This is a genomic window from Kordiimonas sp. (assembly GCF_048264555.1).
GTDB lineage: Bacteria > Pseudomonadota > Alphaproteobacteria > Sphingomonadales > Kordiimonadaceae > Kordiimonas.
The window spans coordinates 928,289-951,775 of the sequence record NZ_JBLXCX010000002.1; the positions used below are offsets into that span (position 1 = coordinate 928,289).

25 protein-coding genes are annotated in these 23,487 nt (G+C 56.0%); 12 read left to right on the top strand and 13 right to left on the bottom strand.

All coding sequences use genetic code 11. The annotated features are described in order from the left end of the window. Positions 1 to 24: 24 nt before the first annotated feature. From ACN0XZ_RS09450 to pcaF, 3 genes are all read right to left on the bottom strand, one after another. Positions 25 to 807, bottom strand: coding sequence for an SDR family NAD(P)-dependent oxidoreductase (locus tag ACN0XZ_RS09450; protein ID WP_417457489.1), 783 nt, complete (start codon positions 805 to 807; stop codon positions 25 to 27). Positions 808 to 815: 8 nt separating this feature from the next. After that, positions 816 to 2,915, bottom strand: a complete 2,100-nt coding sequence (locus tag ACN0XZ_RS09455; protein WP_417457490.1) for a 3-hydroxyacyl-CoA dehydrogenase NAD-binding domain-containing protein — start codon at positions 2,913 to 2,915, stop codon at positions 816 to 818. 111 nt (positions 2,916 to 3,026) lie between these two features. Next, positions 3,027 to 4,232 carry a 3-oxoadipyl-CoA thiolase gene (pcaF, locus tag ACN0XZ_RS09460; RefSeq protein WP_417457491.1) on the bottom strand — a complete coding sequence of 402 codons (1,206 nt, stop codon included), beginning with the start codon at positions 4,230 to 4,232 and terminating at the stop codon, positions 3,027 to 3,029. 187 nt (positions 4,233 to 4,419) lie between these two features. Between pcaF and ACN0XZ_RS09465 the strand changes: the two genes are divergently transcribed. Further along, on the top strand, positions 4,420 to 5,571 hold the full coding sequence (locus ACN0XZ_RS09465) for an acyl-CoA dehydrogenase family protein (RefSeq protein WP_417457492.1): 1,152 nt from the start codon (positions 4,420 to 4,422) through the stop codon (positions 5,569 to 5,571). A 112-nt stretch (positions 5,572 to 5,683) separates the two neighbouring features. Further along, positions 5,684 to 6,136, top strand: a complete 453-nt coding sequence (locus ACN0XZ_RS09470; RefSeq protein ID WP_417457493.1) for a cupin domain-containing protein — start codon at positions 5,684 to 5,686, stop codon at positions 6,134 to 6,136. A gap of 77 nt (positions 6,137 to 6,213) precedes the next feature. Here ACN0XZ_RS09470 and ACN0XZ_RS09475 read toward each other — a convergent pair whose 3' ends face one another. Next, a complete protein-coding gene (locus ACN0XZ_RS09475) occupies positions 6,214 to 6,621 on the bottom strand; it encodes a TerB family tellurite resistance protein (RefSeq protein ID WP_417457494.1) in 408 nt (135 codons plus the stop codon). Positions 6,622 to 7,086: 465 nt separating this feature from the next. Here ACN0XZ_RS09475 and ACN0XZ_RS09480 point away from each other — a divergent pair, with 465 nt between their 5' ends. After that, the gene (locus tag ACN0XZ_RS09480) at positions 7,087 to 7,755 is read left to right on the top strand and encodes an NUDIX hydrolase (protein WP_417457495.1); all 669 of its coding nucleotides are present in this window, start codon (positions 7,087 to 7,089) and stop codon (positions 7,753 to 7,755) included. 71 nt (positions 7,756 to 7,826) lie between these two features. Then, positions 7,827 to 8,387, top strand: a complete 561-nt coding sequence (locus tag ACN0XZ_RS09485; RefSeq protein ID WP_417457496.1) for a hypothetical protein — start codon at positions 7,827 to 7,829, stop codon at positions 8,385 to 8,387. A 185-nt stretch (positions 8,388 to 8,572) separates the two neighbouring features. Here the strand turns inward: ACN0XZ_RS09485 and ACN0XZ_RS09490 are convergent, their stop codons facing one another. Together ACN0XZ_RS09490 and ACN0XZ_RS09495 are read right to left on the bottom strand one after the other, a co-directional pair. Beyond that, complete coding sequence (locus ACN0XZ_RS09490; RefSeq protein WP_417457497.1) at positions 8,573 to 9,103, bottom strand: hypothetical protein; 531 nt, start codon at positions 9,101 to 9,103, stop codon at positions 8,573 to 8,575. A 157-nt stretch (positions 9,104 to 9,260) separates the two neighbouring features. Beyond that, positions 9,261 to 10,025, bottom strand: a complete 765-nt coding sequence (locus tag ACN0XZ_RS09495; protein WP_417457498.1) for an Hpt domain-containing protein — start codon at positions 10,023 to 10,025, stop codon at positions 9,261 to 9,263. Between the two features lie 208 nt (positions 10,026 to 10,233). Between ACN0XZ_RS09495 and rpmG the strand changes: the two genes are divergently transcribed. Continuing rightward, a complete protein-coding gene (gene rpmG, locus ACN0XZ_RS09500; protein ID WP_020401238.1) occupies positions 10,234 to 10,401 on the top strand; it encodes a 50S ribosomal protein L33 in 168 nt (55 codons plus the stop codon). 261 nt (positions 10,402 to 10,662) lie between these two features. Here rpmG and ACN0XZ_RS09505 read toward each other — a convergent pair whose 3' ends face one another. The 3 genes from ACN0XZ_RS09505 to ACN0XZ_RS09515 form a co-directional block, all read right to left on the bottom strand. Next, complete coding sequence (locus ACN0XZ_RS09505; protein ID WP_417457499.1) at positions 10,663 to 11,034, bottom strand: DUF4870 family protein; 372 nt, start codon at positions 11,032 to 11,034, stop codon at positions 10,663 to 10,665. Between the two features lie 69 nt (positions 11,035 to 11,103). Continuing rightward, positions 11,104 to 12,486, bottom strand: a complete 1,383-nt coding sequence (locus ACN0XZ_RS09510) for a PleD family two-component system response regulator (RefSeq protein WP_417457500.1) — start codon at positions 12,484 to 12,486, stop codon at positions 11,104 to 11,106. A 4-nt stretch (positions 12,487 to 12,490) separates the two neighbouring features. Continuing rightward, the gene (locus tag ACN0XZ_RS09515) at positions 12,491 to 12,856 is read right to left on the bottom strand and encodes a response regulator (RefSeq protein WP_020401241.1); all 366 of its coding nucleotides are present in this window, start codon (positions 12,854 to 12,856) and stop codon (positions 12,491 to 12,493) included. A 219-nt stretch (positions 12,857 to 13,075) separates the two neighbouring features. Between ACN0XZ_RS09515 and ACN0XZ_RS09520 the strand changes: the two genes are divergently transcribed. The 7 genes from ACN0XZ_RS09520 to ACN0XZ_RS09550 all read left to right on the top strand — a co-directional run bounded on the left by ACN0XZ_RS09520 (position 13,076) and on the right by ACN0XZ_RS09550 (position 18,620). Further along, complete coding sequence (locus ACN0XZ_RS09520; protein WP_417457501.1) at positions 13,076 to 13,351, top strand: DUF3572 domain-containing protein; 276 nt, start codon at positions 13,076 to 13,078, stop codon at positions 13,349 to 13,351. Between the two features lie 4 nt (positions 13,352 to 13,355). Further along, positions 13,356 to 13,994 (top strand): hypothetical protein, encoded by a 639-nt coding sequence (locus tag ACN0XZ_RS09525; RefSeq protein ID WP_417457502.1) that lies wholly within the window; start codon positions 13,356 to 13,358, stop codon positions 13,992 to 13,994. A gap of 4 nt (positions 13,995 to 13,998) precedes the next feature. Next, the gene (locus tag ACN0XZ_RS09530) at positions 13,999 to 15,330 is read left to right on the top strand and encodes a DNA polymerase IV (RefSeq protein WP_417457503.1); all 1,332 of its coding nucleotides are present in this window, start codon (positions 13,999 to 14,001) and stop codon (positions 15,328 to 15,330) included. Positions 15,331 to 15,421: 91 nt separating this feature from the next. Then, positions 15,422 to 16,123, top strand: coding sequence for a GGDEF domain-containing protein (locus ACN0XZ_RS09535; RefSeq protein WP_417457504.1), 702 nt, complete (start codon positions 15,422 to 15,424; stop codon positions 16,121 to 16,123). A 108-nt stretch (positions 16,124 to 16,231) separates the two neighbouring features. Further along, on the top strand, positions 16,232 to 16,693 hold the full coding sequence (locus ACN0XZ_RS09540) for a RidA family protein (protein WP_417457505.1): 462 nt from the start codon (positions 16,232 to 16,234) through the stop codon (positions 16,691 to 16,693). A 5-nt stretch (positions 16,694 to 16,698) separates the two neighbouring features. Beyond that, positions 16,699 to 17,451: a glycerophosphodiester phosphodiesterase family protein gene (locus ACN0XZ_RS09545; protein ID WP_417457506.1), complete on the top strand. Its 753-nt coding sequence runs from the start codon at positions 16,699 to 16,701 to the stop codon at positions 17,449 to 17,451. 11 nt (positions 17,452 to 17,462) lie between these two features. After that, a complete protein-coding gene (locus tag ACN0XZ_RS09550; RefSeq protein ID WP_417457507.1) occupies positions 17,463 to 18,620 on the top strand; it encodes a GNAT family N-acetyltransferase in 1,158 nt (385 codons plus the stop codon). Here the strand turns inward: ACN0XZ_RS09550 and ACN0XZ_RS09555 are convergent. From ACN0XZ_RS09555 to pgmG, 4 genes are all read right to left on the bottom strand, one after another. Beyond that, positions 18,617 to 19,156: a GNAT family N-acetyltransferase gene (locus ACN0XZ_RS09555; protein WP_417457508.1), complete on the bottom strand. Its 540-nt coding sequence runs from the start codon at positions 19,154 to 19,156 to the stop codon at positions 18,617 to 18,619. The genes ACN0XZ_RS09550 and ACN0XZ_RS09555 overlap by 4 nt on opposite strands. Positions 19,157 to 19,180: 24 nt before the next feature. Further along, positions 19,181 to 21,577 (bottom strand): ATP-dependent Clp protease ATP-binding subunit ClpA, encoded by a 2,397-nt coding sequence (gene clpA, locus ACN0XZ_RS09560; protein ID WP_417457509.1) that lies wholly within the window; start codon positions 21,575 to 21,577, stop codon positions 19,181 to 19,183. Positions 21,578 to 21,635: 58 nt separating this feature from the next. Then, positions 21,636 to 21,965 (bottom strand): ATP-dependent Clp protease adapter ClpS, encoded by a 330-nt coding sequence (gene clpS, locus ACN0XZ_RS09565; protein ID WP_417457510.1) that lies wholly within the window; start codon positions 21,963 to 21,965, stop codon positions 21,636 to 21,638. Between the two features lie 107 nt (positions 21,966 to 22,072). Continuing rightward, on the bottom strand, positions 22,073 to 23,452 hold the full coding sequence (pgmG, locus tag ACN0XZ_RS09570; protein ID WP_417457511.1) for a phosphoglucomutase/phosphomannomutase PgmG: 1,380 nt from the start codon (positions 23,450 to 23,452) through the stop codon (positions 22,073 to 22,075). Between the last annotated feature and the right edge of the window lie 35 nt (positions 23,453 to 23,487).

Here is a 23,487-nt window from a genome sequence, read left to right on the forward strand (position 1 = left end):
TTTTCTCACATTTCAGTCCCGAGCTTACGCGAGCCTGACGGAATGCGCCCCGTCAACCGGTAACGCCACCCCTGTGGTGAAGCTTGATGCAGGGCTTGCAAGCATCAGCATGGCAGGCACAAGCTCCGCCAGTTTGCCCGCGCGCTTCGCTGGGCTTTGCGCCAGCATGCGCTGTCCAAGATCGCTATCAAGGAACGCATCGTTGATTTCGGTCTTGAAATAGCCAGGGCAGATCGCGTTCACGCGAATACCCCAGCGTTGCCACTCAATCGCCATCGCACGGGTCATTTGCACCACACCCGCCTTACTTGTCGCATAGGTCAGTTGCTGCGGGCCAACCCCCAAACCGAGGATCGAGGCCGTGTTGATGATGGAGCCGCCCTTGCCGTTCTCAAGCATGGCTTTGGCGGCTATCTGCCCCACGCGCCACATGCCCTTGAGGTTGGTATTCATCGTGGCATCCCAGTCCTCTTCGCTGTCCTCCAGCGCCCAGTTGGGGCGCGCGATGCCTGCGTTGTTGCACACGATTGTAGGCACACCCAGTTCCGCCTTGGCTTTCTCAAAAGCCGCTTCAACGCTAGCCCTGTCTGTCACATCAAGAGAAACAGCGAGTATTTTACGCCCAGTAGCCTTGGCGATATCTTCTGCGAGCGCTTCAATGCGGTCAGCCCGGCGTGCGCCAAGCACAACATCGGCGCCCGCGCTTGCCAGTGCCCGCGCAAACTCGGCACCAATGCCCGAGCTGGCTCCCGCCACAAGTGCTACCTGCCCCTCAAGGCCAAAAAGGTCGTTTACATAATTGCTCATTTTATTCCTTACCCCGCGTTTTCACGGTCATAATCTGCAAAACTTTTCCCGGCTTCCGCCAGCTCTTTAAGAAGCGGCGCGGGCTGCCACCAGCGTGGGCCAAAGGTTTCCGCAAACGCACAAATCTTCGCGTAGACCTTCTCAAGCCCTATGCTGTCCGCATAATGCATCGGCCCACCACGGTAAGGCGGGTAGCCGTACCCGTTCACGTAAACCACGTCGATATCGCTCGCGCGGTATGCCTTGCCCTCACCCAAAATCTTGGCGCCTTCATTGATCAGCGCCATCATGCAGCGCTCAACAATATCTTCCGCCGGGATGGATTTCCGCTCGATACCAAGCTTGGCGCTCTCTTCCTCGACAATAGCCATCACCGCCGGATCTGGCTGGGGCGTGCGGTCACCTTCCGCGTAGGTATAGATGCCCTTGCCTACCTTCAGGCCCTTACGGCCCTGTTCAACAAGACGGTCCACCCAGTCGTAAGCCTTGGTCTCATAATTTTCTCGGCCCATGCCCTGTCGGTTCAGATACCCGATATCAACACCTGCCATGTCGGACATGGTCATCGGCCCCATTGGCATGCCGAAGTTGAAGAGAGCGGCGTCCACCTCCTCAGGTTTTGCTCCTTCAATAACCGCGAGCGACGCTTCCCGCCCGTAAGGCGATAGCATGCGGTTACCGATAAAGCCGTGGCACACACCCGCAACCACACCAACCTTGCGGATGGCCTTGGCAAGGTCAACACAGGTTGCAAGCACATCAGGCGCGGTTTTATCTGCACGCACAATCTCCAGAAGCCGCATCACATTGGCGGGGGAGAAGAAGTGAAGCCCGAGCACATCCTCTGGCCGCTTGGTGCAGGCCGCAATCTCGTTCACGTCCAGATAAGAGGTGTTGGAGGCAAGGATGGCCCCATCTTTTGCCACCCGGTCAAGCTCCGTGAAGACCTTTTTCTTGATCTCCATGGTCTCGAACACGGCTTCAATAATCAGATCGCAATCGCTCAGGTCATCGTAGGACAGCGTACCGGTAAACTGGCTCATCAAGCCTTCTACCTGCTCAGCCGTCAGCTTGCCCTTGGCGGCAGAGCGTTCATAGTTTTTGCGCACAACACCAAGGCCACGGTCCAGCGCTTCCTGCTGCACCTCAAGGAGGGTGACAGGAATGCCCACATTGGCAAAGTTCATCGCAATGCCGCCGCCCATGGTGCCCGCCCCGATGATGCCAACCTTCTTGATCGCACGGCGCGGCGTGTCTTTATCGATGCCCGGGATACGGCTCACCTGCCGCTCAGCAAAAAACATATGCTGAAGTGCGCGGGATTGCGGGTTTTGTGCACATTCATAAAACAGCTCACGCTCACGCTTCAGGCCTTCCGCAAGCGGCAACTTCACCGCTGCTTCCACACACTGCACGCAGCGCTCAGGCGCAAAATATCCCCGGGTTTGCCGCGCAATTGACTTGCGGAAGCCCGCGAAAAACTCGTCGCCAAAGGCGCTACCGTCAATCTCGATCTCGCCCGTGCGCCGGGGCCCCTTACTGGTAGCCTCTTTAGCGCACGCGATCGCGGCAGCCAAAAGATCATCCTCAACCAACTCGTCCAGCACGCCCCAGCTTTTAGCTTCTTTTGCACTTACATGACGACCGCTGATGATGGCATCAAGCGCATTCGCGGGGCCTGCGATGCGCGGCAGGCGCTGTGTACCACCGGCACCCGGCAGGATACCCAGCTTCACCTCAGGCAGGCCGATCTTGGCCGAGGTAAGCGCCACGCGGTAATGGCAGGAAAGCGCAACCTCAAGACCACCCCCAAGCGCTGTGCCGTGAATGGCCGCAACAACGGGTTTCTCCATCGCCTCAATCTCGTTCACCACGTCCGGCAGGTGTGGCTCTTGCATCGGTTTGCCAAATTCCCGGATATCGGCCCCAGCGATAAAGGTACGCCCCTCACACGCGATCACCACGGCTTTCACCGCATCATTCGCCGAAAGTATCTTCATGGCGTCCGAAAGGCCCGCACGCACGCTGTGCGACAAGGCATTTACCGGTGGGTTGTTGACCGTGACGACAGCAATATCGCCCTGAATTTCCGTTGATACTGTGCTCATAATTTCCCCTCGTCCTATAAAGGCGCCAGCATCCCATGCGCCCAAGGTCTTCTCGAAAGGGAAGGTAGGGCGGCAAAACGCCAAAGCCAGAAATCACATTATTTTTGCCGCTTAAACGCGCTCGATCACCATGGCGATGCCCTGCCCCACACCAATGCACATGGTGGCGAGGCCGTACCGTCCACCACTTGCCTTGAGCTCATGGGCAAGCGAAAGCGCGATACGCGCGCCAGACATGCCGAGCGGGTGCCCAAGCGCTATTGCGCCGCCGTTTGGGTTCACGTGGGCGGCATCGTCTGCGAGCCCAAGCCCCCTCAGGCACGCCAGGGACTGTGCGGCAAATGCCTCATTCAGCTCAATCACGTCCATCTGGTCAAGCGTCAGGCCAAGCCGCTGCAGGAGCTTCTGGGTCGCAGGCACCGGGCCATAGCCCATGGTGCGTGGTGGTACCCCTGCGCACACCGCCCCCACAATGCGCGCCATGGGGGTCAAGCTATGCCGTTTTGCCGCAGCTTCATTTGCCACTATCAGCGCGGCCGCGCCATCATTGGTGCCGGAAGCGTTGCCCGCCGTTACCGTGCCCCCGTCCCGGAACGGGGCCCGCAGCTTCGCGAGAGCCTCCATCGTTGTGCCGTGGCGAGGATGCTCATCGTGCTCAATGACCAGATCATCACCTTTACGCTGAGGTATACGAACGGGGGCTATCTCTCGGTCAAAACGCCCAGCCTTTTGCGCGGCTTCCGCCCGTGCCTGAGAGCGGAAGGCAAAAGCATCCTGATCATCCCGGCTGATTTTCATATCGGCCGCCAGATTTTCAGCCGTCTCTGGCATCGAATCGGTACCATAAGCAGCGTTAAGCGCGTTATTGACGAAGCGCCAACCGATGGTGGTGTCATATATCTCAGCTTGGCGCGAGAAAGCGCCCGTGGCCTTGGGCATCACGAAGGGCGCGCGTGACATGCTTTCAACCCCGCCCGCAATTGTGAACTCAGCCTCACCCGCCATGACAGCCCTGCCCGCTTGCGCAAGCGCCTCGAGCCCCGATCCACACAGGCGGTTAACGGTAACAGCAGGCACATCAACCGGCAGCCCGGCAAGCAACGCGGCCATGCGGCCTACATTGCGGTTATCTTCACCCGCCTGGTTCGCGCAGCCATAAAAAAGGTCATCCACTGCAGCCCAATCGACCCCGGCGTTTCGCTCCATCAATGCCTTTATGGGGTGCGCCGCAAGGTCATCCGTTCGCACGCCAGACAGCCCGCCACCGTAACGACCAACCGGTGTCCTGATCCCATCACAAATAAAGGCTGCCTGCATGTCCCACTCCCTTTGCCGATATATTTAAGCGCTAAAATAAATAGCTCGCTCTAAAATGCCAGCGGCAATTTCAACCCTCTCGCTACCGGTTTCCCGAGCGATAACTCTGCAAGCTGACATTGCCTTTTTAATCACACGTATTAACTATAGACCAAAGCCTAAAGCGGACTAGGGGAAGGACCAAATAATGGCGCTTGATCAGGACACTCTCCATCAGCTTTGCACCACGCTTGAGCGTTTTGTGCATGAACGGCTGATCCCGGCAGAACGGGAAGTGGCAGACGGTGACAAAATCCCTGACGATATTGTCTCGGAAATCCGCGATCTTGGCTTGTTCTCCCTCTCCATCCCGGAAGAGTTTGGCGGGCTCGGCCTTAACATGCAGGAAGAGGTGGAAGTGGCAATGGTGATTGGCGAGGCAGCGCCTGCCTTTCGCTCAATCTTCGGCACCAACGTGGGTATTGGTTCGCAAGCTATTGTGCTGGACGGAACAGCGGAACAGAAGGCGACATATCTGCCAAAGCTCGCGTCGGGCGAGCTTATCGGCTCCTTCTGCCTGACAGAGCCCGAGGCAGGGTCTGACGCGGGCTCACTGCGCACAACGGCGCAGCGAGACGGCAAGGACTATATCCTGAACGGCACCAAGCGTTTCATCACCAACGCGCCCTATGCCGGACTTTTTACCGTGATGGCCCGTACGGCTATGGAAAGCAAGGACGCGCGCGGGGTATCTGCTTTCCTCGTTGAGGCGGGCACACCGGGCCTTCGTGTCGGCAAGCCTGAGAAAAAGATGGGCCAACAGGGTGCCCCGGTTGCAGATGTAATTTTTGAAGACTGCCGCGTGCCTGCCGCCAACATCATCGGCGGGCGGGAAAACATGGGCTTCCGCACCGCGATGAAGGTGCTGGACAAAGGCAGGCTGCATATCTCCGCCGTGTGCACCGGGCTTGCAAAGCGCGTCCTGCGCGACACCGTGCGCTACGCAAAAGAGCGCAAACAGTTCGGGAGCGCGATATCAGATTTCCAGCTTATTCAAGCCATGATTGCCGACAGTCAGATGGAAATTTACGCGGCGGAATGCATGATCCGCGACGCGGCAAAAGCGCGGGACGCAGGCGAAGACACCAAGCGCAAGGCCTCCTGCACAAAGCTTTTTGCCTCAGAGATGGTGGGCCGGGTTGTTGACCGGGCGGTGCAGATATATGGCGGTGCGGGCTATATTGCAGACTATGGTATTGAGCAGCTTTACCGCGATGCGCGCCTCTTCCGCATCTATGAGGGTACCAGCCAGATCCAACAACTCATCATCGCCAAGGATGTTATTGCCGCCACGGACTAGGATGCTCTTCATTTTGTGATCACATTTATCCAAATTTCTTGATATGATGAGCGCAATGGGGAGCGAGGCTTCAGTTGAAGCCCTGCGAATACAAACAGGGAGCGCCAGCCAAATGCGGTATCTAGGCCTTATTTATGTGATCAGTTTTCTGCTCAGTTCAGCGACTTTTGCTGACAAGAATGACCACAACCATCCGAAAAAAATCTCGAAAGATCAGATCGCCGGGCAGTTTTTCACCGATTTCAAGCCAGTGATACAGGACCATGAGAGCGAGATTGGCTCCTACCAAACACAAGACATTGAAAACTTCCTCTCTGTCGACAAGAAATTCGATAGCGGCATGTACCGCTCAGGCCCTGTACGCATGACCATTGAGCATTACGGCGTGGATGAGTTCATGTATTTTGTTGAGGGCGGCGTAACCCTCACCTCCGCCGACGGCACCGTGACCGAGATCGGCCCAGGCGACGCTGTCACTATCGGGCGCGACTGGAAAGGTGTTTGGGATTCAAAAGGTTACATGAAGATTTATGTGATCTATTCGGCGGATGAACCGCTGGAGTAGGTCGGATATCAGCATAAAAAAGGCGGGGAATTCCCCGCCTTTTTCTTTCCCCATATAGGGATAAACTTTAAGCCAGCCTAGTCAACAAGCCCGGCGCAATCAGCGTGCGACATGCCAAGCGACGATGCAACGCTGTTGAAAAACTCAACTTCAAACGGGCTGATCTTGCCATCAACCTTGATCACTTCCGCGAGCGCGCCAACGATCATCTTGCTGTCTTCAGCACCGATCTTCGAACTTACCTTGGAGAGGTAACGCTCAAGCGTCGCTTCTTTATATAGGTCGGAAAGAGCAGCGACACGAATGTCTTTCTCGCTCACTTCGTCACCCGTACGGTCCTTGATGATGCCCTGAACAGTGGCAATCTCGATCCCGGAAATGTTGGTGTCTGCGTTGGTCGCGCGTGACAGCGCCATCAAAAGCGCCTCGCGTACCAACTGTTTCTTGCCTTCAGCGTCGAGCTCATTGCCCCGAAAAAGGTTCATAATATTTTCTAGTTGTGCGAGCGGCATATTACCCTTCCCCTCATCAAATCTACGATACACGTTAATTATAGGATAAACGTTCTGGCAGATACCAACCCAAATTTGCCCCGGGGTCAAGGTCGGAAACGGGTTTCTTTTGAAATGAGTGCCAACAGACGCTGCTTTGTCTTTTCGACATTTACATTTGGGCCCGTCATCCTGGCATCTTTATTTCAAAGCGCCGGCACTTCTCGTCAAGACAAAACGGGAAAATTGATAAAATTTTAAATAAATCCGGGACAAAAACCCGCCTCGGTAAACAAAAAAGGCCAGACTTTCCCTATTATTTGAAAACTAGACAAACAAAATTGGACAATGATCCAGAAAGTCTGATAGTAGTTTCGCAGTCAAACTTGCACGGGGGTCGCAAGCTTGAAGATGAGAGCCTGATAAACCCAATAAGCGTAAGAAAAACACGAAATAGATATGAATTACACATATCAATATCCGCACCCGGCGGTCACCACAGATATTGTTATTTTCTCGGTTCGGGAAAATGCCCTCCAGCTATTGCTGATTAAACGCGGCGGTGAGCCATACAAAGGTTCGTGGGCCCTGCCCGGCGGTTTTGTAAAGCTGGACGAAAGCGTGGACGCCTGCGCGAAACGTGAGCTTGAAGAAGAAGCTGGCCTCAAGGACGTGTATCTGGAGCAGCTATACACCTTCGGCAAGGTAGACCGCGACCCGCGCGAACGCGTGATCAGCGTGGCCTATTATACGCTCACACCGTCTGAACATCTGGCGCCAGAAGCCGGGACAGACGCCGCTGAGGTGGCGTGGTTCCCGATCTCTGACCTGCCTGAGCTCGCGTTTGACCATACGGAAATCATCGATGTGGCCCGTAAGCGCTTGGCAGCAAAGATGGAATATTCCACCATTGGCCTGCAGTTCATGGCGGAGGAGTTCACCCTGTCGCAGTTGCAGATTGTCTACGAGCAGGCAACGGGCAAAGAGCTTGATAAACGCAACTTCCGCAAATGGATTCTCTCGCTGGACCTGATCAAGGAAACCGGTAAGAAGTTCGCGGCTGGCGCACACCGCCCGGCGATGCTTTACACCATCAAGAACCGCGAAACCGTTGAAATCATTCGCTAGCTTGCTAGCAAGCGCTTGCGCGCTGGCGTCACCCTTCCTATGTTCATACTGAATGAGAGACAGGGTGACGCATGAAAAAAAAGCTGCCGGAAATCATGGAAGACATGCGCCAGGCCCTGCTTGGCCGCAAGAAGGACCATAGCTGGAGCACAAGCGCCAGCGATGCCTATTCAGCCACCGTTGACGGCATAAAAGGCTTTAGTTCTGATACACTTAGCAAAACCGCACAACGCTTCAATGAGGCCCTGCCTTATATAGAGCGCGCGGGCTATGACGTGACGGAAATTGAAGTTGGCCTTGGCCTTTCCCCCAAAGTGGTGCCGCACCTGAGGCTCAGGGAGCTGATCAGCGACGATGAAGAGCGCGCGCTACTATTTGAAACCCGCGAGAAAAAGCTGGTGAACACCATCCTCAGTTCACTTTTCAGGGCCAGCAGCACCCGTAAGAACTTGAAATTCAACAAATTTCACTTCACCGATATTGAGCTTGAGCTCAGCATCCTGCCCACCGTTGTGCTCAAATTTAAGCCCAACGACGCCCACCAGCCGGTGCCGGATATCGAAGAGGAAGTGGCGGAAGAGCCGCTTGCCCTCACCGCCCATGAGGACGGCACAAGCAACACAGACGGGTAAAATGCCACACATCTGTAGGCAAAAGTGTGACGGTTTCTGTGGCGCGAGTGTGGCGGTGGTTTCACGGGCATTTTTCAGCCCAAACCTTTGATTCTCATTAATAAAAACGCCCCAACACCATCTCTGGCACTGGGGCGTTTATTTCGCCTCACATCTGTGGCGCAACCGCGCCCCAGTTTTTCAGCTTATTTTGCAGCTGTACGCGACAGGCGTTTGCTGATTTCCTGCGAACGCTCAAGCGCCATGTAGCTGTCGAACAGAAGTTCCATGCCAGCCACTGTTGTTGCTTCAGCCTCAAGGTCAGCTTCCGCCCCTTCACCAGCAGCCGGAGCCACATCGGAAAGCACGTCACCAGACATCATATCCAGCGCATCGCTGAACTGGCTTTGAACATTTGCGAAAATACGATTGGTTTCAACCACACCAGCCTGAAGAGCAGCGAGCTCATCACCTGTTGCACCGTCGTCAATCGCGCCCTGGAAACAGGTGTGTGAACGCTCCGCAGCATCCATCACCTCTTTAAAGGCCATTGTCGTTTCAACGATACGCTTTTCCGGTGTCAGGCCCTCAGCACCCTCAACCGTTGGCATGCCTGCGCTATAGGCAGACATGGGCGCCAAACATGCGCTCGCTTCAGATTCGTCAGCGGCAGACACTGCACCAAAAGATACAGCCGTCATTGCCAAACCGGCGATCAAAGTAATTTGCGGTTTCATTACACTTCCCTCTATCAAATACCGCCCCACAACCCGCTGAGCTTGGCGCATTTTTAAATTAAATGCAATTTTACTTTAATTATAGGCATTAGCGGGTGCGCTGCGTTGCACGAAAGCAACGCAAGGCGGGAAGAGTTTCCGGCGTAGTGAGCAGCCGCTAGAGAATACCCAGCTCAACAAAAACATCCGCCACGTCATCGGCGAAATTGGCGCCTTTCCTAAGCACAGGCACGCTTTCCGGCAGGTCTTTGAACTTTTCTTTCTGGCTGGTGGCAATCAGCGCCACCGGGATATCCCGCGTGGTGGGCATGGCCTTAAGGGCGCACGCAAGGTCAATGCCTGAAAGCTCCGGCATCACGCGGGAGACAATCACCGCATCCGGCCGCATGGAGGGAATCAGTTGAATGGCATCCATGGTAGACGCCACATTGATCATGCGGTAGCCGCATTCCAGCAGCTCACGGGTCACAATCTTGGTGGCGGTGCCCGGCTCCATCACCAGCATCACCTCAATGTCGGTGACAGTTACGTCGCCCACATTGAAGCCGCCCTTGTTCGGGAGCTTGCGCATCATCTGCGAGATATCGATATCCCGCCCGTTGATGAAAGCATCAAGGCATTCGGCCATGCGGTCCGCATAAAAATGGATATCACGACATGATTCGGGTGTCAGCTCCGACATATTGAAGAAATAATCTTCAAAGCGGTGGCACATCACCTTCAGCGCCTTCATCTCAAAGCTTGCCGCCACGGTCTTGAGCGAATGCGCCTCAAGGCGAATGGTCGCCAGCGCATGTTCACCCTGCACACGGCCCGCCTGAAACTCGGTCACAGCCTCATTCAGGTTATGAAGCCGGTCTTCAACCGTATCAATCGCCTCGGTGCGTAATTCTTCAACAAGGTTGTTATCTAGTGTCGACATCGTCTGCCCTTAATAACTTGAATACATATGTTTTGGCACAGAAATGGTTACCCGAGCGTTAGCATTTCCTGATAGTTTTCCCAAGAGGCAGAAAAATATTATCTGAATCACCAAAGAGCGCTTGACTTATGGGGGGTGATCAGTATTTTGCGCCCACTGAGCGGTTGCATGAGGCAGCCGGCAACACTGTTTTCTTGGAGTGAATAAGATGGCTAAGCCGTCCAGCATCAAAATCAAGCTGGTTAGCACCGCGGATACCGGCTACTTCTACGTGACCAAGAAGAATCCGCGCACGATGACCGAGAAAATGGTCCTGCGCAAGTACGACCCGGTTGTTCGTAAGCACGTAGAATTCAAGGAAGCCAAGATTAAATAATCTAGGTTCCCGACGAGTACAGAAAAACGCCGCGCCTTCACGGGCTGCGGCGTTTTTTATTTTGGAATGGTAAATCCACTTGAGTGTCACCCCGGACCCGGCGCAAACGCGCCGGAAACGATCCGGAGTCCAGAGATGACGTAAAGCCTTCGCCAAAGGCGAAGACACTTTTGTTTTCTGGGTCCCGTGTCGTTACCTGCCTGCGGCAGGGCACGGGACGACGACATCGCTTGAAACTCTTACCTTCGCGCTAACCCAAGCTCACCACCACAGGGTCTGCGGGTCATCGACCGGTTCGCTGTTGATGGCGAGCATCAGGCCCTTCACCACGCGGATCACGGTCCAGAGCGCCCACCACGCAAGGATGATATAGCCGATAAGCACAAGCGCGAGAATGCCGCCCACAACCAAAGTGGCAAAGCCGAGCCAGAAGGTGCGGATCTGATAGTCAAAATGGCTGCGCCAGAGCGGATCGTGCGTGGTTTTGGAGTGCGCGAGCGCCACGCCCACAACAGCCGTCAGCGCGCCGCCAAAGCCCAGCAGATACAGGATATAAATAACGATCGCGATGGTGCGGTCTTTATCGTCCGCCGGGTTGCCGCGCGGGTGCCCGTCCATGTCATAGTCGCTCATTGTGTTCCCCCACATGAATTGATTGCTGGAAATACTCGGAACACAGACGGCAGGGCATAGGGCGAGCGCCTAGGCGCTCTCCTGCCCCGCGATAATCACACGGTTGCGGCCACCGGACTTGGCGGCATAAAGCGCCTTGTCTGCCGCATCAAGAAGCGCAGCCGGGTTGTGCATCTGGCCGCTTGTGGCCACCCCGATAGACACCGATATCTGGATCGGGCCGTCCGGCGCGCCTACATCAAAAGGGTTTTCCGCCACTTCTTGGCGCAACCGGTCCCCGATCATGAAGGCCCAGTCGGTTGGGGTTTCGGGCATCATCACCACAAATTCTTCACCGCCGTACCGCGCGGCCAAATCCACCCCGCGGATGTTTTTGGCGATACGGTTGGCAAATTCTTTCAGAACCAGATCACCCACCGCGTGGCCGTAGGTGTCGTTCACCTTCTTGAAGTGGTCGATATCCATCATCAGCACGGAAAGCGGCTTGCCGGAGCTTTGCGCCACCTGCAGGCGGGTCTCAAGGTGGCTGGTGAGATAGTGCCTGTTATAAAGCCCGGTTACGGCGTCTGTGGTGGCAAGCTGCATGGAAAGGTGGAAGTTTTCCCACAGCTTGTCTGCATAGCGCTTGCGTTTGAGTTGGGTTTTCACCCGCGCGAGGAACTCCATCCGGTCCACCGGGCGCACCACATAGTCGTTTACGCCCATCTCAAGCGCGCGTACCAGCAGTTTGGTGTTGCCGTCATCCACCATCACAAGGATAGGCACATGGCGGGTTTCCTCAAACGACCTGAGCTTGGAACAGACCCGAAGGCCATCGGTGTTGCGCATGGTGAGCGAGACGATGATAAGATCAAAGTTTTTCTCACGCGCGCGGTCGGCGGCATCCTCCCCGCCGTTCATGAAGGTCAAGTCACCCACACCGTCAAGCGCGCGGGCGATACGTTCCATCACCCGTTCCTGCTCGTCCACAATCAAAATGGCGCCGTCTGTCGGCACTTCGGTGTCGAAACCGACTTCATCGTCGCTTTCCCAGCCGAGGGTCGCGCCCGTGGTTTCGCGGTTCCTCAGCTCATCCATCATCACCTTGAGGCGGACGAGCGAGCGCACGCGCGCGAAAAGCGCGAGGTCTTGCACCGGTTTGGTCAGGAAATCATCGGCCCCGGCCTCAAGCCCGGCCACACGGTCAGACGGCTGGTCAAGCGCCGTGACCATCACCACAGGGATGTGGGCGGTGGCGCTGTCTGCCTTGATGCGGCGACAGACCTCAAAGCCGTCCATGCCAGGCATCATCACGTCCAAGAGGATAATATCAGGGTGTTCGCGGCTGATAACATCCAGCGCTTCCGGCCCGCTGAAGGCGGTCAAAACGTCGAAATACTCACTCGTGAGCTTGGCTTCGAGCAGTTTGACGTTCGGCGGAACGTCATCGACCACCAGCACTCGTGCTGTCATCGCGCTATCCTACGAACTGTTTTACTGTCTCAAGGAAATGACCAACAGAAATCGGTTTTGCGATATAGGCCTCGCAGCCGCCTTCCCTGATTTTCTCTTCGTCGCCTTTCATGGCAAAGGCGGTGACCGCAACAACAGGAATTTTGCGCAGGTCTTCGTCTTCCTTCAGCCATTTGGTGACTTCAAGCCCGGAGACCTCCGGAAGCTGAATATCCATCAGAATGAGATCCGGATTATGTTCGCGTGCAAGGTCAAGCGCTGCCATGCCATCACGCGTTTGGATCGTCTCATAATCATGAGCTTCCAAAAGGTCGCAAAACAACTTCATATTCAACTCGTTGTCTTCGACGATCAGGATCTTCTTACCCATACGGTTCCCCTAGCTCCTTATTCCCGGAGCAATTGTTCTACCCTTAGCGCCAAATAATAGGCGTGCTTTCAATCAAAAGACAAGCCCGACAAGGTATTTAAATAGAATTTTCGGTGGCGCTGCGATCATTGTGACAAAAAAGCCATTTCATGTCTTGCTCAGCCCAACCATGGCATGGGAAAGTTAACTAAATACAAAATCATCAGCGAGAGAATTTCTATGACCACAGATCATGCACAGGCTGTTGCGCTTCGGGCGGCGGCTTTTATCTTTTCTGAAGATGACCTGAGGGACAGGTTTATCGCGCTCTCTGGCACGGGCGTGGATGATATCCGTGCCCGGATCGGGGAACAGGACTTTCTCGCCTCACTTCTCGAATTTTTGATGGGCCATGAGCCAGACCTGATGGCATTCTCAACCTACGCAGAAGAAAAACCCGAAACCATCGTGAAGGCATGGCGTGCGCTTGGCGGTGGTGAAGGACAGGAATGGTAGCACCGTGGACCCGGCAACCTTTAGCGCACAGATAAACCCGGCACGGCCGCTCCTCCTCCTGGATGCGGATGAGGTGTTGCTGCGCTTTGTTGAGCATCTGGAAGCTTACCTGCCCACGCGCGGCTTTGAGCTCAGGCTCACCAGCTTCCAGCTTGGCGGCAATATCTATGACCTGAGCACAGATGCCCGTGCGGAAGGCACCGTGGTGAAAGACCTTCTCGCCAGCTTTTTTGATGACTGCACCCATGATGTGCCGCTTGTTGATGGCGCACGGGAAGCGATTGAAAGTTTGAAAGCGCATTATGACATCGCCGTGCTCACCAATGTGCCGGAGCGCTGCCGTGACGCACGCATGGCAAACCTGCGTGCCCACGGCCTTGATGTGCCGGTGATTGCCAACCGGGGTGAAAAAGGCCCTGTAGCCGCCATGCTGGCGGGTGCCACCGATGGGCCGACGGTGTTTGTAGATGACCTGCCGCCGCAGCATGCCTCTGTCGCCGCGCACGCGCCCGAAGTTTACCGTGTGCATTTCATCGCCGACCCACGCCTCGCGCCCATGCTGGAGAAAGCAGACGACGCCCATGTACGCATTGATGACTGGCCCACGCTTGAGCGCCATCTCATCACGCGCCTGGAGGGCTAGAGCCATGAACGCGCAGCCTGAGCGTGGCGGAGATGAAGAGCACGCACCCGTTCTGTGCCGGTCCTGCTTTCATATCTACCGCGCCAAAGGCCCCTGCCCGCAGTGCAACAAACCGCGCATCATCTCTCATGCAGAGCTGCTTTCCCTCAATATCGCGCATCTGGACTGTGACGCCTTTTACGCCAGCATTGAGAAACGCGACGACCCCACGCTTGCCGCCAAACCGCTGATCATTGGCGGTGCGAGCGGCCGCAGCGTGGTTTCCACCTGCTGTTATATTGCCCGCATGAGCGGCGTGCGCTCTGCCATGCCTATGTATAAGGCCAGAAAGCTGTGCCCGGATGCGGTGATCCGTCCGCCCAACATGGCGCTTTACCGCGAGGTGGGCCAGCAGGTGCGCGCGATGATGTTTGACCTCACACCGCTTGTTGAGCCGCTGTCGATCGACGAGGCGTTCATGGACCTTTCCGGCACTGAGCGGCTGCATCACGCGCCGCCAGCGGCGCAGCTCGCGCGGCTCGCGAGCACGATTGAACGCGAGGTTGGCATCACCGTTTCCATCGGCCTCGCGCCCAATAAATTCCTCGCAAAACTTGCGTCAGACATGGATAAACCACGTGGTTTCACGGTGATTGGGGAGGCTGACAAGATGCGCATCCTTGCGGGCCTTCCGATCACCCGCATCTACGGTATTGGTGCCAAAACCGCCAAAAATCTCGCGAAAGACGGCCTTTCGGAAATCTCGCAACTGCAGGAGATGGAAGAAGGCACCTTGGTGCGGCGATACGGCGAGACCGGCCTCAGGCTCTATAGGCTCGCGCGCGGCATTGACAGCCGCAAGGTGAATGTGAGCCAGGCGGTAAAAAGCGTTTCAAGCGAACGCACGCTGGACCGTGACCTCGTGACCTTTGAGAGCCTTGAGGAGAAGCTCTGGCGGCTCTCGGACAATGTCTCCACCGACCTCAAGCGTAAGGGTTTGGCAGGGCTTACCATCACGCTCAAGCTCAAGACCAGCATGCACCGCATCATCACCCGCTCCCGCACGCTGGATGCACCCACCCAGCTCGCCACCAATATCTTTGAGGTGGGACAACAGCTCCTGAAGCCGCTGGCGGACGGCACGCCTTACCGCTTGATTGGTATCGGGGTCAGCCATTTCCGTCCGCTTTCGGAAGCGGACCAACCGGACCTGATCGAGCCTGCCCGCACAAAAAAACGCGTTGCGGAAAAAGCCATGGATGCGCTCAAGGGCCGCTTCGGCAGCTCGGCAATTATGAAGGGGCGGTCGATTGACGCGGCAAAAACTGCCCCAAAAGATACAACCAAACCAAAATAAATCATTTATTTTCAATAGCTTGAAATAATCACGCCATGGCACGGCATTTGCTACGTCTTCATCAAACAACAACCTCGTGTTGGAGATGAGTATGATTGAGCAAAAGAGCAAGCTGAAAGACAAGGCTGAGATCAACCCCTATGTGAGCAAGCTTGCCAGCAAGCTGATGCGCACCGCCGCCAATGCGGAAATGAAGTTTGACAGCACAGGCTGGCAACTGATTACCGAGGTGTTGAGCTTTGCGGCAGCAGCCGAACAGCGCATGTCTGAGCAGCAAGAGCGCATCGCGTATCTGGAGCAGCTTTCTGTCACCGATGAACTGACAGGCATCCCCAACCGGCGTGGCCTTCGCCTGGCGCTTGGGCAAACACTCGCGTCTGCCGCTCGGCACAATGAAACCGGCGTGCTCGGGTTTCTTGACCTCGACGGTTTCAAGGATATCAACGACGTGCACGGCCATATGGCGGGCGACGCGGTCCTCCGCTATGTTGCCAAAACGCTCAAACGCCATATCCGCCCAAGCGATGTGGTTGCCCGTATTGCAGGTGACGAGTTTGCCGTGATCCTCACCCGCTGTGACGCGGAAGGTGGCGATGAACGCATCCGCGCGCTACAGCATCACATCAACCAGGGTCGTGTGCACTATGGCGGCACCCGCATTCCGGTGCGCTGCTCTATCGGGGTCCATCCCTTCAACGCAGCAACCGACCCGGGCGAGCTGATCGAAGCCGCAGACCAGGCCATGTATCAGGACAAGGATCGCCGCAAGGGCGGGCATCTGCGCTCCGCCTAACTGGGCCACATCAAAATCAAAGGGCCTTTCAAGGCCCTTTTTTTATGCCAAACGCTTTGCTATAAGGGCTTAGTTTTCTTATATTTTTTGCAGTCTTGGAGCGTGCTCATGAGTGTCGATCAACGCCTTGCGGATCTTGGTATCGAAATCCCCACCCCTGCGGTGCCCGTGGCGAATTATGTGCCTTTTGTTATCAGCGGCAATCTTGTGAGCATATCTGGCCAGGTGCCTGTGAAAGACGGCAAGGTCGCCTTTGAAGGCAAGGTGGGCGCGGATGTGTCGGTGGAAGATGCCTGCAAGGCCGCCCGCCTCTGTGCGCTCAATATCATCGCGCAAGTGAAAGCTGCCTGTGGCGGTGACCTCAACAAGGTGAAGCGTATCGTCAAGCTTGGCGGTTTCGTGAACTGTGTTGACGGTTTTGCGGGCCAACCGCAGGTGATCAACGCCGCAAGCGATCTGATGGTTGATGTCTTTGGCGACGCAGGCAAGCATAGCCGCTCCGCCGTTGGCACCAACGCACTGCCCCTCAATGTTCCTGTTGAAATCGATGCTCTTGTAGAGATTGGCTAAACACTATGGCAAACGGCAAAAGAAACTTTCCTTGGCTTACTGAGTTTGATGTCGCCCACCGCGGCCTTTTTGAGGCCGGGACCGAGGCGGAAGAAAACACGCTCAAGGCGGTGGAACTTGCCGTTGACGCCGGATACGCGGTCGAGATCGATGTGCGCGCCACGGTGGATGATATCATCGTGGTGTTTCATGACGATACGCTTGAGCGCATGACAAACGGCAAAGGTCATGTTTCCACATGGGGTTTCCGCCAGTTGAGGGATGAGTTTACCGTGGGCAAAACCGGGTTGCCCATGCCCAGCCTGCCGGATGTGCTGGACGTTGTGCAGCAAAAAACCCCCCTGTTTGTTGAGATCAAATACGACAAGCGCAAAGACCTGCAGAAGGTATGCGCGGGCGTGCGCCACGCGTTTGAAGGCTACGGCAAAAACGTGGCGGTCATGTCGTTTGACCCCCGCATTGTGACATGGTTCAAAACCTATATGCCCAAATACCCGCGCGGGCTTGTGATCGGGCGTGAATTTCTCCTCAGCATGAAAGCGCGGCTCGCGCTCCAATACTGGGTGCATAAATGCAAGCCGGACTTCATTGCCTGTGACGTGAACCTGCTGCCCAACAGCTTCTGCACCGCATGGCGCAAAAAGGGTAACCCGCTGCTGACCTGGACCGTGCGTGACGACATGATGGAAGAGATCGCCCGCCAGCACGCCGATGCGGTTATCTTTGAAAAACCCGCCATTGTGGGTAAAAAGAGCTGAAGGGGAGCATGATGCCGGACGGGGCAAACCTGAAGGCAGAAATCGCGGGTTCCATCAGCCAAATCCCGGCGTCTGACTGGGATGCCTGCGCGGGCAGCGATAACCCTTTCCTGAGCCACGCGTTTTTCCTTGCTCTTGAGGAAACCGGCTGCACCACAGCCGATACCGGCTGGCGACCTTATCACCTGATCATCAGGAAAGACTGCGGCACGCTCGCGGCCATTATGCCGCTGTTCCTCAAAGGCCATTCATACGGCGAATATGTGTTCGACCATGGCTGGGCCGATGCCTATGAGCGAGCGGGTGGGCGCTATTATCCCAAACTGCAATCTGCCGTACCTTTCACGCCGGTTACGGGGTCGCGCCTGCTGGTACGAGCCGGGGAAGATAGGTCAGCGCTTGAACGCGCCCTTCTGAGCACCGCGAAAAAGATAACCAGCGAGCTTGGCACCTCAAGCCTGCATCTCACCTTCCTGCCGGAAGCGCAGACGGGTGCGGCGCGCGACGCGGGCTATCTCATTCGTACCGACCAGCAGTTCCACTGGCATAACCGGGGTTATAGCTCGTTTGAGGATTTCCTCAGTGCCCTGTCGTCCCGCAAACGCAAGCAAATCCGCAAGGAACGCCGCCGGGTGGAGGAGCAAGGCATCAATTTCCGCCTGCTGACCGGTGCAGAGATTAGGGAACAGGACTGGGACAGCTTTTTTGAGTTTTATATGGATACCGGCCGCCGGAAATGGGGCAGCCCCTACCTGAACCGCACGTTTTTCACCCGCGTTGGGGAGTTGATGGCAGACCGTATCCTGCTTCTGATGTGCGAGCATCAAGGCGAGGCGGTGGCCGGGACCCTCAATTTCATCGGAGCCGACACACTATATGGCCGCTATTGGGGCTGCCTTGAAAGTTTTGACAGCCTGCATTTTGAAGCCTGTTACTATCAGGCGATCGACTATGCCATTGCGCACAACATGGCGCATGTTGAAGCAGGCGCGCAAGGCGAACACAAGCTCGCCCGCGGCTATGAGCCACAAAAAACCTACAGCGCACACTGGATCGAGAATGAAGGCTTCCGCGATGCGGTCGCCCGCTATCTGGAGCATGAACGCCGGGAAGTAGACGCCCATGTGGATATCCTAGGCGATCACACCCCGTTCAAGAAGGATGCTTAACGCGATATGCGGTAAAGCACATGGGCGCGAACCGGGCTGCCTTCAGCGATCATGGGGTGGTCAAAGTCACCGGCTTCATCACGGCTCATACCAATCTTTTCCATCACCCGGCGGGAAGGCGTGTTGGTGTGGGTAGTGATGGAAATCACTTCATCAGCACCCAGCATCTCAAACGCGAATGTAAGGCATGCTTTCGCCCCCTCTGGCGCCAACCCCTGCCCCCAAACCTTCGGGCTCAAGCGCCAGCCAATCTCAATCGCGGGAGCTACAGGCAGATAGTCCGGCGCCTTCTGGATGCCGATAAAACCGATAAACTCAGAGGTAGCCTTGAGTTCAGTCGCGAAAAAACCAAACCCGTCGTTTGTGATACGCGCCATACAGCGGTCGATCGATGCGTTGCTTTCCGCCAAACTTTGTGTGGCCGGGAAATAGCGCATCACCTCAGGGTCTGCGTTCATCGTCGCGAAAACTGCGCGGTCGGCCTCACACCAATCGCGCAGCTTAAGTCTCTCGGTTTCAATAAAAACTCTGGTCACTGCCTGCCCTATTGGCCTGCCGGTTTATTTAACCGGCACCGGCGGTTTGTTTTCCTTGCGGGTGGCAGGCACACTTGCGTTCGGTTCAGCCTTCTTCTTGGCTTTCACCTTTTTTTCCGGCTTGGCTTTGGGTGCGTGCGGCGTGACTTCAAAATCAAGCTTGCCGTCTTTCAGCTTCACCACAACCTCGCCACCTTTGTTGAGCTTGCCAAACAGCAATTCGTCCGCCAGCGGGGTTTTGATGTTTTCCTGAATAACGCGCGCAAGCGGCCGTGCGCCATAGTGCTGGTCATAGCCTTTTTCTGCGAGCCAGGCTTTTGCCTCTTCCGTGAGCGCAATTTCAACGTTGCGGTCCGCAAGCTGGAGTTCAAGCTGTAGCACGAACTTCTCAACCACGCGGGAAACCACCTCAGGCGGCAGGAAGTCAAACGCGATGATAGCATCCAGCCGATTGCGGAATTCAGGGCTGAACATGCGTTTCACCGCTTCTTCCGACGCGCCGTCATTTGTTTCACGCCCGAAACCGATGGCAGTTTTACTAAGCTCTGCCGCGCCCGCGTTTGTGGTCATGATCAGGATCACGTTGCGGAAGTCCACCTTCTTGCCGTTGTGGTCCGTGAGCGTACCGTTATCCATAACCTGCAACAGCACGTTAAAGAGGTCAGGGTGCGCCTTCTCAACCTCATCAAGCAGCAATACACAGTGCGGATGCTGGTCAACCGCGTCGGTCAGCAGCCCGCCTTGGTCAAAGCCCACATAGCCGGGAGGCGCCCCAATAAGGCGGGAGACGGAATGCCGTTCCATATATTCAGACATGTCAAAGCGGTGCAACTCAACACCCAAAAGGTGCGCGAGCTGGCGTGCCACTTCGGTTTTACCCACGCCCGTGGGGCCGCTGAAGAGGTAAGAGCCAATGGGTTTATTAGGCTCACGCAGGCCCGCGCGAGACAGTTTGATAGACGCCGTGAGCGCATCGATGGCCGCGTTCTGGCCAAAGACGACACGTTTGAGGTCATCCTCAAGCGTGAACATCACGCGGCTTTCATCCCGGGTAACGGTTTTGGGCGGGATGCGTGCGATTTTCGCCACCACGGCTTCCACGTCCTTCACACCGATTGTTTTTTTGCGTTTTGACGGCGGCAACAGCATTTGCGCGGCGCCGGTTTCGTCAATCACGTCAATCGCCTTGTCTGGCAGCTTGCGGTCCGAGATATAGCGGTCAGACAGCTCAACAGCCGTTTTGATTGCTTCTGCGGTGTAGCGCACGCTGTGGTGCTCTTCAAAATAAGGCTTGAGCCCGCGCAAAATCTTGATTGCATCATCCACAGACGGTTCGTTCACGTCGATCTTCTGGAAGCGGCGAAGTAGCGCACGGTCTTTCTCGAAATGGCTGCGGAACTCTTTATAGGTGGTGGAGCCCATGCAACGGATCGACCCGCTCGCTAGCGCTGGCTTGAGGAGGTTCGAGGCATCCATCGCCCCGCCAGACGTAGCGCCCGCGCCAATCACGGTATGGATTTCATCGATGAAAAGGATGGCACCTTCGCGGCCTTCCAGTTCTTTCACCACGGCTTTAAGCCGCTCTTCAAAGTCACCCCGGTAGCGCGTGCCCGCGAGCAATGCGCCCATATCAAGCGCATAGATCACAGCGTTATTCAGCACCTCCGGCACGTCCCGCTCGATAATGCGGCGCGCAAGGCCTTCTGCAATGGCGGTTTTACCAACACCCGGGTCACCCACCAGAAGCGGGTTGTTTTTGGACCGGCGGCAAAGGATTTGCACGGTACGTTCAAGCTCAGCGGCTCGGCCAATCAAGGGGTCGATCTTGCCTGCCTTGGCTTTCTCGTTAAGGTCCACACAGTAAGCTGCAAGGGCGGTGTCGGCTTTTTTGCTTTCGCCGCCACCCGCTGGCTGGTCGGCCCGCACGGCTTCTTCTTCATCGTCAGCACCCCGCACCCGGCGGTCATCCTTCAACTCAGGTACCTTGGCGATGCCGTGTGAGATATAGCTCACCGCATCAAGCCGGGTCATATCCTGGCTCTGGAGGAAGAACACAGCGTGGCTTTCCCGCTCCGAGAACAAGGCCACAAGCAGGTTTGCACCGGTCATTTCTTCGCGACCGGACGACTGCACATGGAGAAGCGCACGCTGAACCACACGCTGGAAACCCGCAGTTGGCGTAGCCTCAAGGCCGTCTGTCTCAACCTTCAGGTTTTCCATATCGTCGTCGAGATATTCAACCACCTGAGAGTGCAAAAGATCCACGTCCACATCGCAGGCTTTCAGCACCGCGATAGCGTCAGGATCATCAAGGAGCGAAAGCAGCAAATGCTCAAGCGTGGCATACTCATGGCTACGCTCGTTTGCTTCCTTCAGCGCCCTGTGCAGGGTCTCTTCAAGATGGGGAGAAAATCTAGGCACTCTGTTCTATCCTTTATCAGGCGCTTTTGCCGCGTTCGGCGGCAGGGGCCTGTCTCAATCACTCTTTTTCAAGCGTGCACTGCAAGGGATGTTCATGTTGGCGCGCGAAGGACATCACCTGATTGACCTTTGTTTCGGCCACTTCATAGGTAAACACCCCGCATATGCCCACACCGCGCTGGTGCACATGCAGCATCACTTCTGTCGCCTGCTCCATATTCATCCGGAAAAAGCGCTGCAAGATATGCACCACAAATTCCATCGGCGTGTAGTCGTCATTGAGGAGCAAGACTTTATACATGGACGGCTTTTTAGTCTTGGTTTCAGACCGGGTCAGCAGGCCAGTGCCTGTACCGCTCTCATCGCCATCTTGTCGTTTGTCAGGCATCGATCCTCCGGAAAAATCCATACCTCCATAATGTAGTACATATAGCCTCTTCTAAAAGAGTAAACATGCAGTGAAGGTATGAGATTTTCTTATCTCAGGCGTTTAAACTAAAGACTATCAGGCGCTTCAACACCGGAAAGCGCAAGGGCGCCAACAAGTTCAGCCTTCAGGCGCTCAAGCCCTTCGTCCGTAGAGGCCTCACAGCGCGCCACCAGCACCGCCTGTGTGTTTGATGCCCTGAGGAGCCACCAGCCGTCTGCGGTTTGCACCCGCACACCATCAACGGTGGACATTTCAGCACCCGCCGCTTCAAGCCGGGCTTTCACCTCGCGCACCACCTCAAACTTGCGCACTTCATCACAATCAAACCGCAACTCAGGCGTATTGATCGCTTGAGGCAAACCGTCCTTGAGGGCGGCCAGATCACCACCCTGCTTCGCGATGGCATTCATGAAACGAAGGCCCGCATAGATGGCATCGTCATGACCATAAAACTTATGTTTGTAGAAAATGTGGCCAGACATCTCACCCGCAAGCGGTGCTTCGAGCTCCACCATTTTATCCTTGATGAGCGAGTGGCCGGTCTTCCACATAATGGCCTTGCCGCCAAGCTCGGTCACCCGGTCAAACAGCGCCTGGCTTGCTTTCACGTCCGCAATGATGGGGGCGCCAGGCAGCTCTTTCAGCAGGTCACCCGCCATGATGGCCAGCATCTGGTCACCCCACACCACGCGGCCCTGCCCGTCAATCGCGCCGATGCGGTCACCGTCGCCGTCGAACGAAAGGCCGATATCACAGCCGTGCTGGGCCACCACTTCCTTGAGCTGCTCAAGATTTTCTTCAACCGTTGGGTCTGCGTGGTGGTTCGGGAAGGTGCCGTCCACCTCCGCGTTGATCACGATATGCTCGCCGGGCAGGTGTTTCACCAGTTCTTCAATCGCGGGGCCGGCTGCACCATTCGCTGGGTCCCACGCCACTTTGAAGGACGCGCCTTCATAATCACGCAGCAGGCGCTTCACATAGCGGTCAAAGATATCAACATCTGTGATGCTGCCCTCGCCCACTTCAAAATCACCCGCGTTTGCGGTTTCACCGAGCGCCTGAATGGCTGCACCAAAACAGGGCTTTTTGCCCAGCATCATCTTGAAACCATTATAGTTTGGCGGGTTATGGGAGCCGGTGACCATGATGCCGCCATCCGTATCCAGCTCAAAAACGCCGTAGTACAACATCGGCGTGGCGCCAAGGCCCACGTTCAGCACCTCAAGCCCGGTGCTTTTGAGGCCTTCCATCAACCGAGAGGACAGCTCCGGCGAGGACACGCGCCCGTCATATCCAACACACACACGGGTGCCACCCGCACGGCGCACGTGGGTTCCAAAAGCTTTACCAAGCGCAAAAGCATCCGCCGCATGCAAGGTTTCCCCCACAATGCCGCGAACATCATATTCCCGAAGTACCGTTGAATGAAAAACGTGAGCAGTCATCTCAAACTCTCTGAAAAAAATAGATAAAATCTTAT

What these genes read in the sequence shown, in the direction of transcription:
- ACN0XZ_RS09450 (WP_417457489.1), bottom strand. Translation starts at nt 807, where the DNA reads ATGAGCAATTATGTAAACGACCTTTTTGGCCTTGAGGGGCAGGTAGCA.
- ACN0XZ_RS09455 (WP_417457490.1), bottom strand. Translation starts at nt 2,915, where the DNA reads ATGAGCACAGTATCAACGGAAATTCAGGGCGATATTGCTGTCGTCACG.
- pcaF (WP_417457491.1), bottom strand. Translation starts at nt 4,232, where the DNA reads ATGCAGGCAGCCTTTATTTGTGATGGGATCAGGACACCGGTTGGTCGT.
- ACN0XZ_RS09465 (WP_417457492.1), top strand. Translation starts at nt 4,420, where the DNA reads ATGGCGCTTGATCAGGACACTCTCCATCAGCTTTGCACCACGCTTGAG.
- ACN0XZ_RS09470 (WP_417457493.1), top strand. Translation starts at nt 5,684, where the DNA reads ATGCGGTATCTAGGCCTTATTTATGTGATCAGTTTTCTGCTCAGTTCA.
- ACN0XZ_RS09475 (WP_417457494.1), bottom strand. Translation starts at nt 6,621, where the DNA reads ATGAACCTTTTTCGGGGCAATGAGCTCGACGCTGAAGGCAAGAAACAG.
- ACN0XZ_RS09480 (WP_417457495.1), top strand. Translation starts at nt 7,087, where the DNA reads ATGAATTACACATATCAATATCCGCACCCGGCGGTCACCACAGATATT.
- ACN0XZ_RS09485 (WP_417457496.1), top strand. Translation starts at nt 7,827, where the DNA reads ATGAAAAAAAAGCTGCCGGAAATCATGGAAGACATGCGCCAGGCCCTG.
- ACN0XZ_RS09490 (WP_417457497.1), bottom strand. Translation starts at nt 9,103, where the DNA reads ATGAAACCGCAAATTACTTTGATCGCCGGTTTGGCAATGACGGCTGTA.
- ACN0XZ_RS09495 (WP_417457498.1), bottom strand. Translation starts at nt 10,025, where the DNA reads ATGTCGACACTAGATAACAACCTTGTTGAAGAATTACGCACCGAGGCG.
- rpmG (WP_020401238.1), top strand. Translation starts at nt 10,234, where the DNA reads ATGGCTAAGCCGTCCAGCATCAAAATCAAGCTGGTTAGCACCGCGGAT.
- ACN0XZ_RS09505 (WP_417457499.1), bottom strand. Translation starts at nt 11,034, where the DNA reads ATGAGCGACTATGACATGGACGGGCACCCGCGCGGCAACCCGGCGGAC.
- ACN0XZ_RS09510 (WP_417457500.1), bottom strand. Translation starts at nt 12,486, where the DNA reads ATGACAGCACGAGTGCTGGTGGTCGATGACGTTCCGCCGAACGTCAAA.
- ACN0XZ_RS09515 (WP_020401241.1), bottom strand. Translation starts at nt 12,856, where the DNA reads ATGGGTAAGAAGATCCTGATCGTCGAAGACAACGAGTTGAATATGAAG.
- ACN0XZ_RS09520 (WP_417457501.1), top strand. Translation starts at nt 13,076, where the DNA reads ATGACCACAGATCATGCACAGGCTGTTGCGCTTCGGGCGGCGGCTTTT.
- ACN0XZ_RS09530 (WP_417457503.1), top strand. Translation starts at nt 13,999, where the DNA reads ATGAACGCGCAGCCTGAGCGTGGCGGAGATGAAGAGCACGCACCCGTT.
- ACN0XZ_RS09535 (WP_417457504.1), top strand. Translation starts at nt 15,422, where the DNA reads ATGATTGAGCAAAAGAGCAAGCTGAAAGACAAGGCTGAGATCAACCCC.
- ACN0XZ_RS09540 (WP_417457505.1), top strand. Translation starts at nt 16,232, where the DNA reads ATGAGTGTCGATCAACGCCTTGCGGATCTTGGTATCGAAATCCCCACC.
- ACN0XZ_RS09545 (WP_417457506.1), top strand. Translation starts at nt 16,699, where the DNA reads ATGGCAAACGGCAAAAGAAACTTTCCTTGGCTTACTGAGTTTGATGTC.
- ACN0XZ_RS09550 (WP_417457507.1), top strand. Translation starts at nt 17,463, where the DNA reads ATGCCGGACGGGGCAAACCTGAAGGCAGAAATCGCGGGTTCCATCAGC.
- clpS (WP_417457510.1), bottom strand. Translation starts at nt 21,965, where the DNA reads ATGCCTGACAAACGACAAGATGGCGATGAGAGCGGTACAGGCACTGGC.
- pgmG (WP_417457511.1), bottom strand. Translation starts at nt 23,452, where the DNA reads ATGACTGCTCACGTTTTTCATTCAACGGTACTTCGGGAATATGATGTT.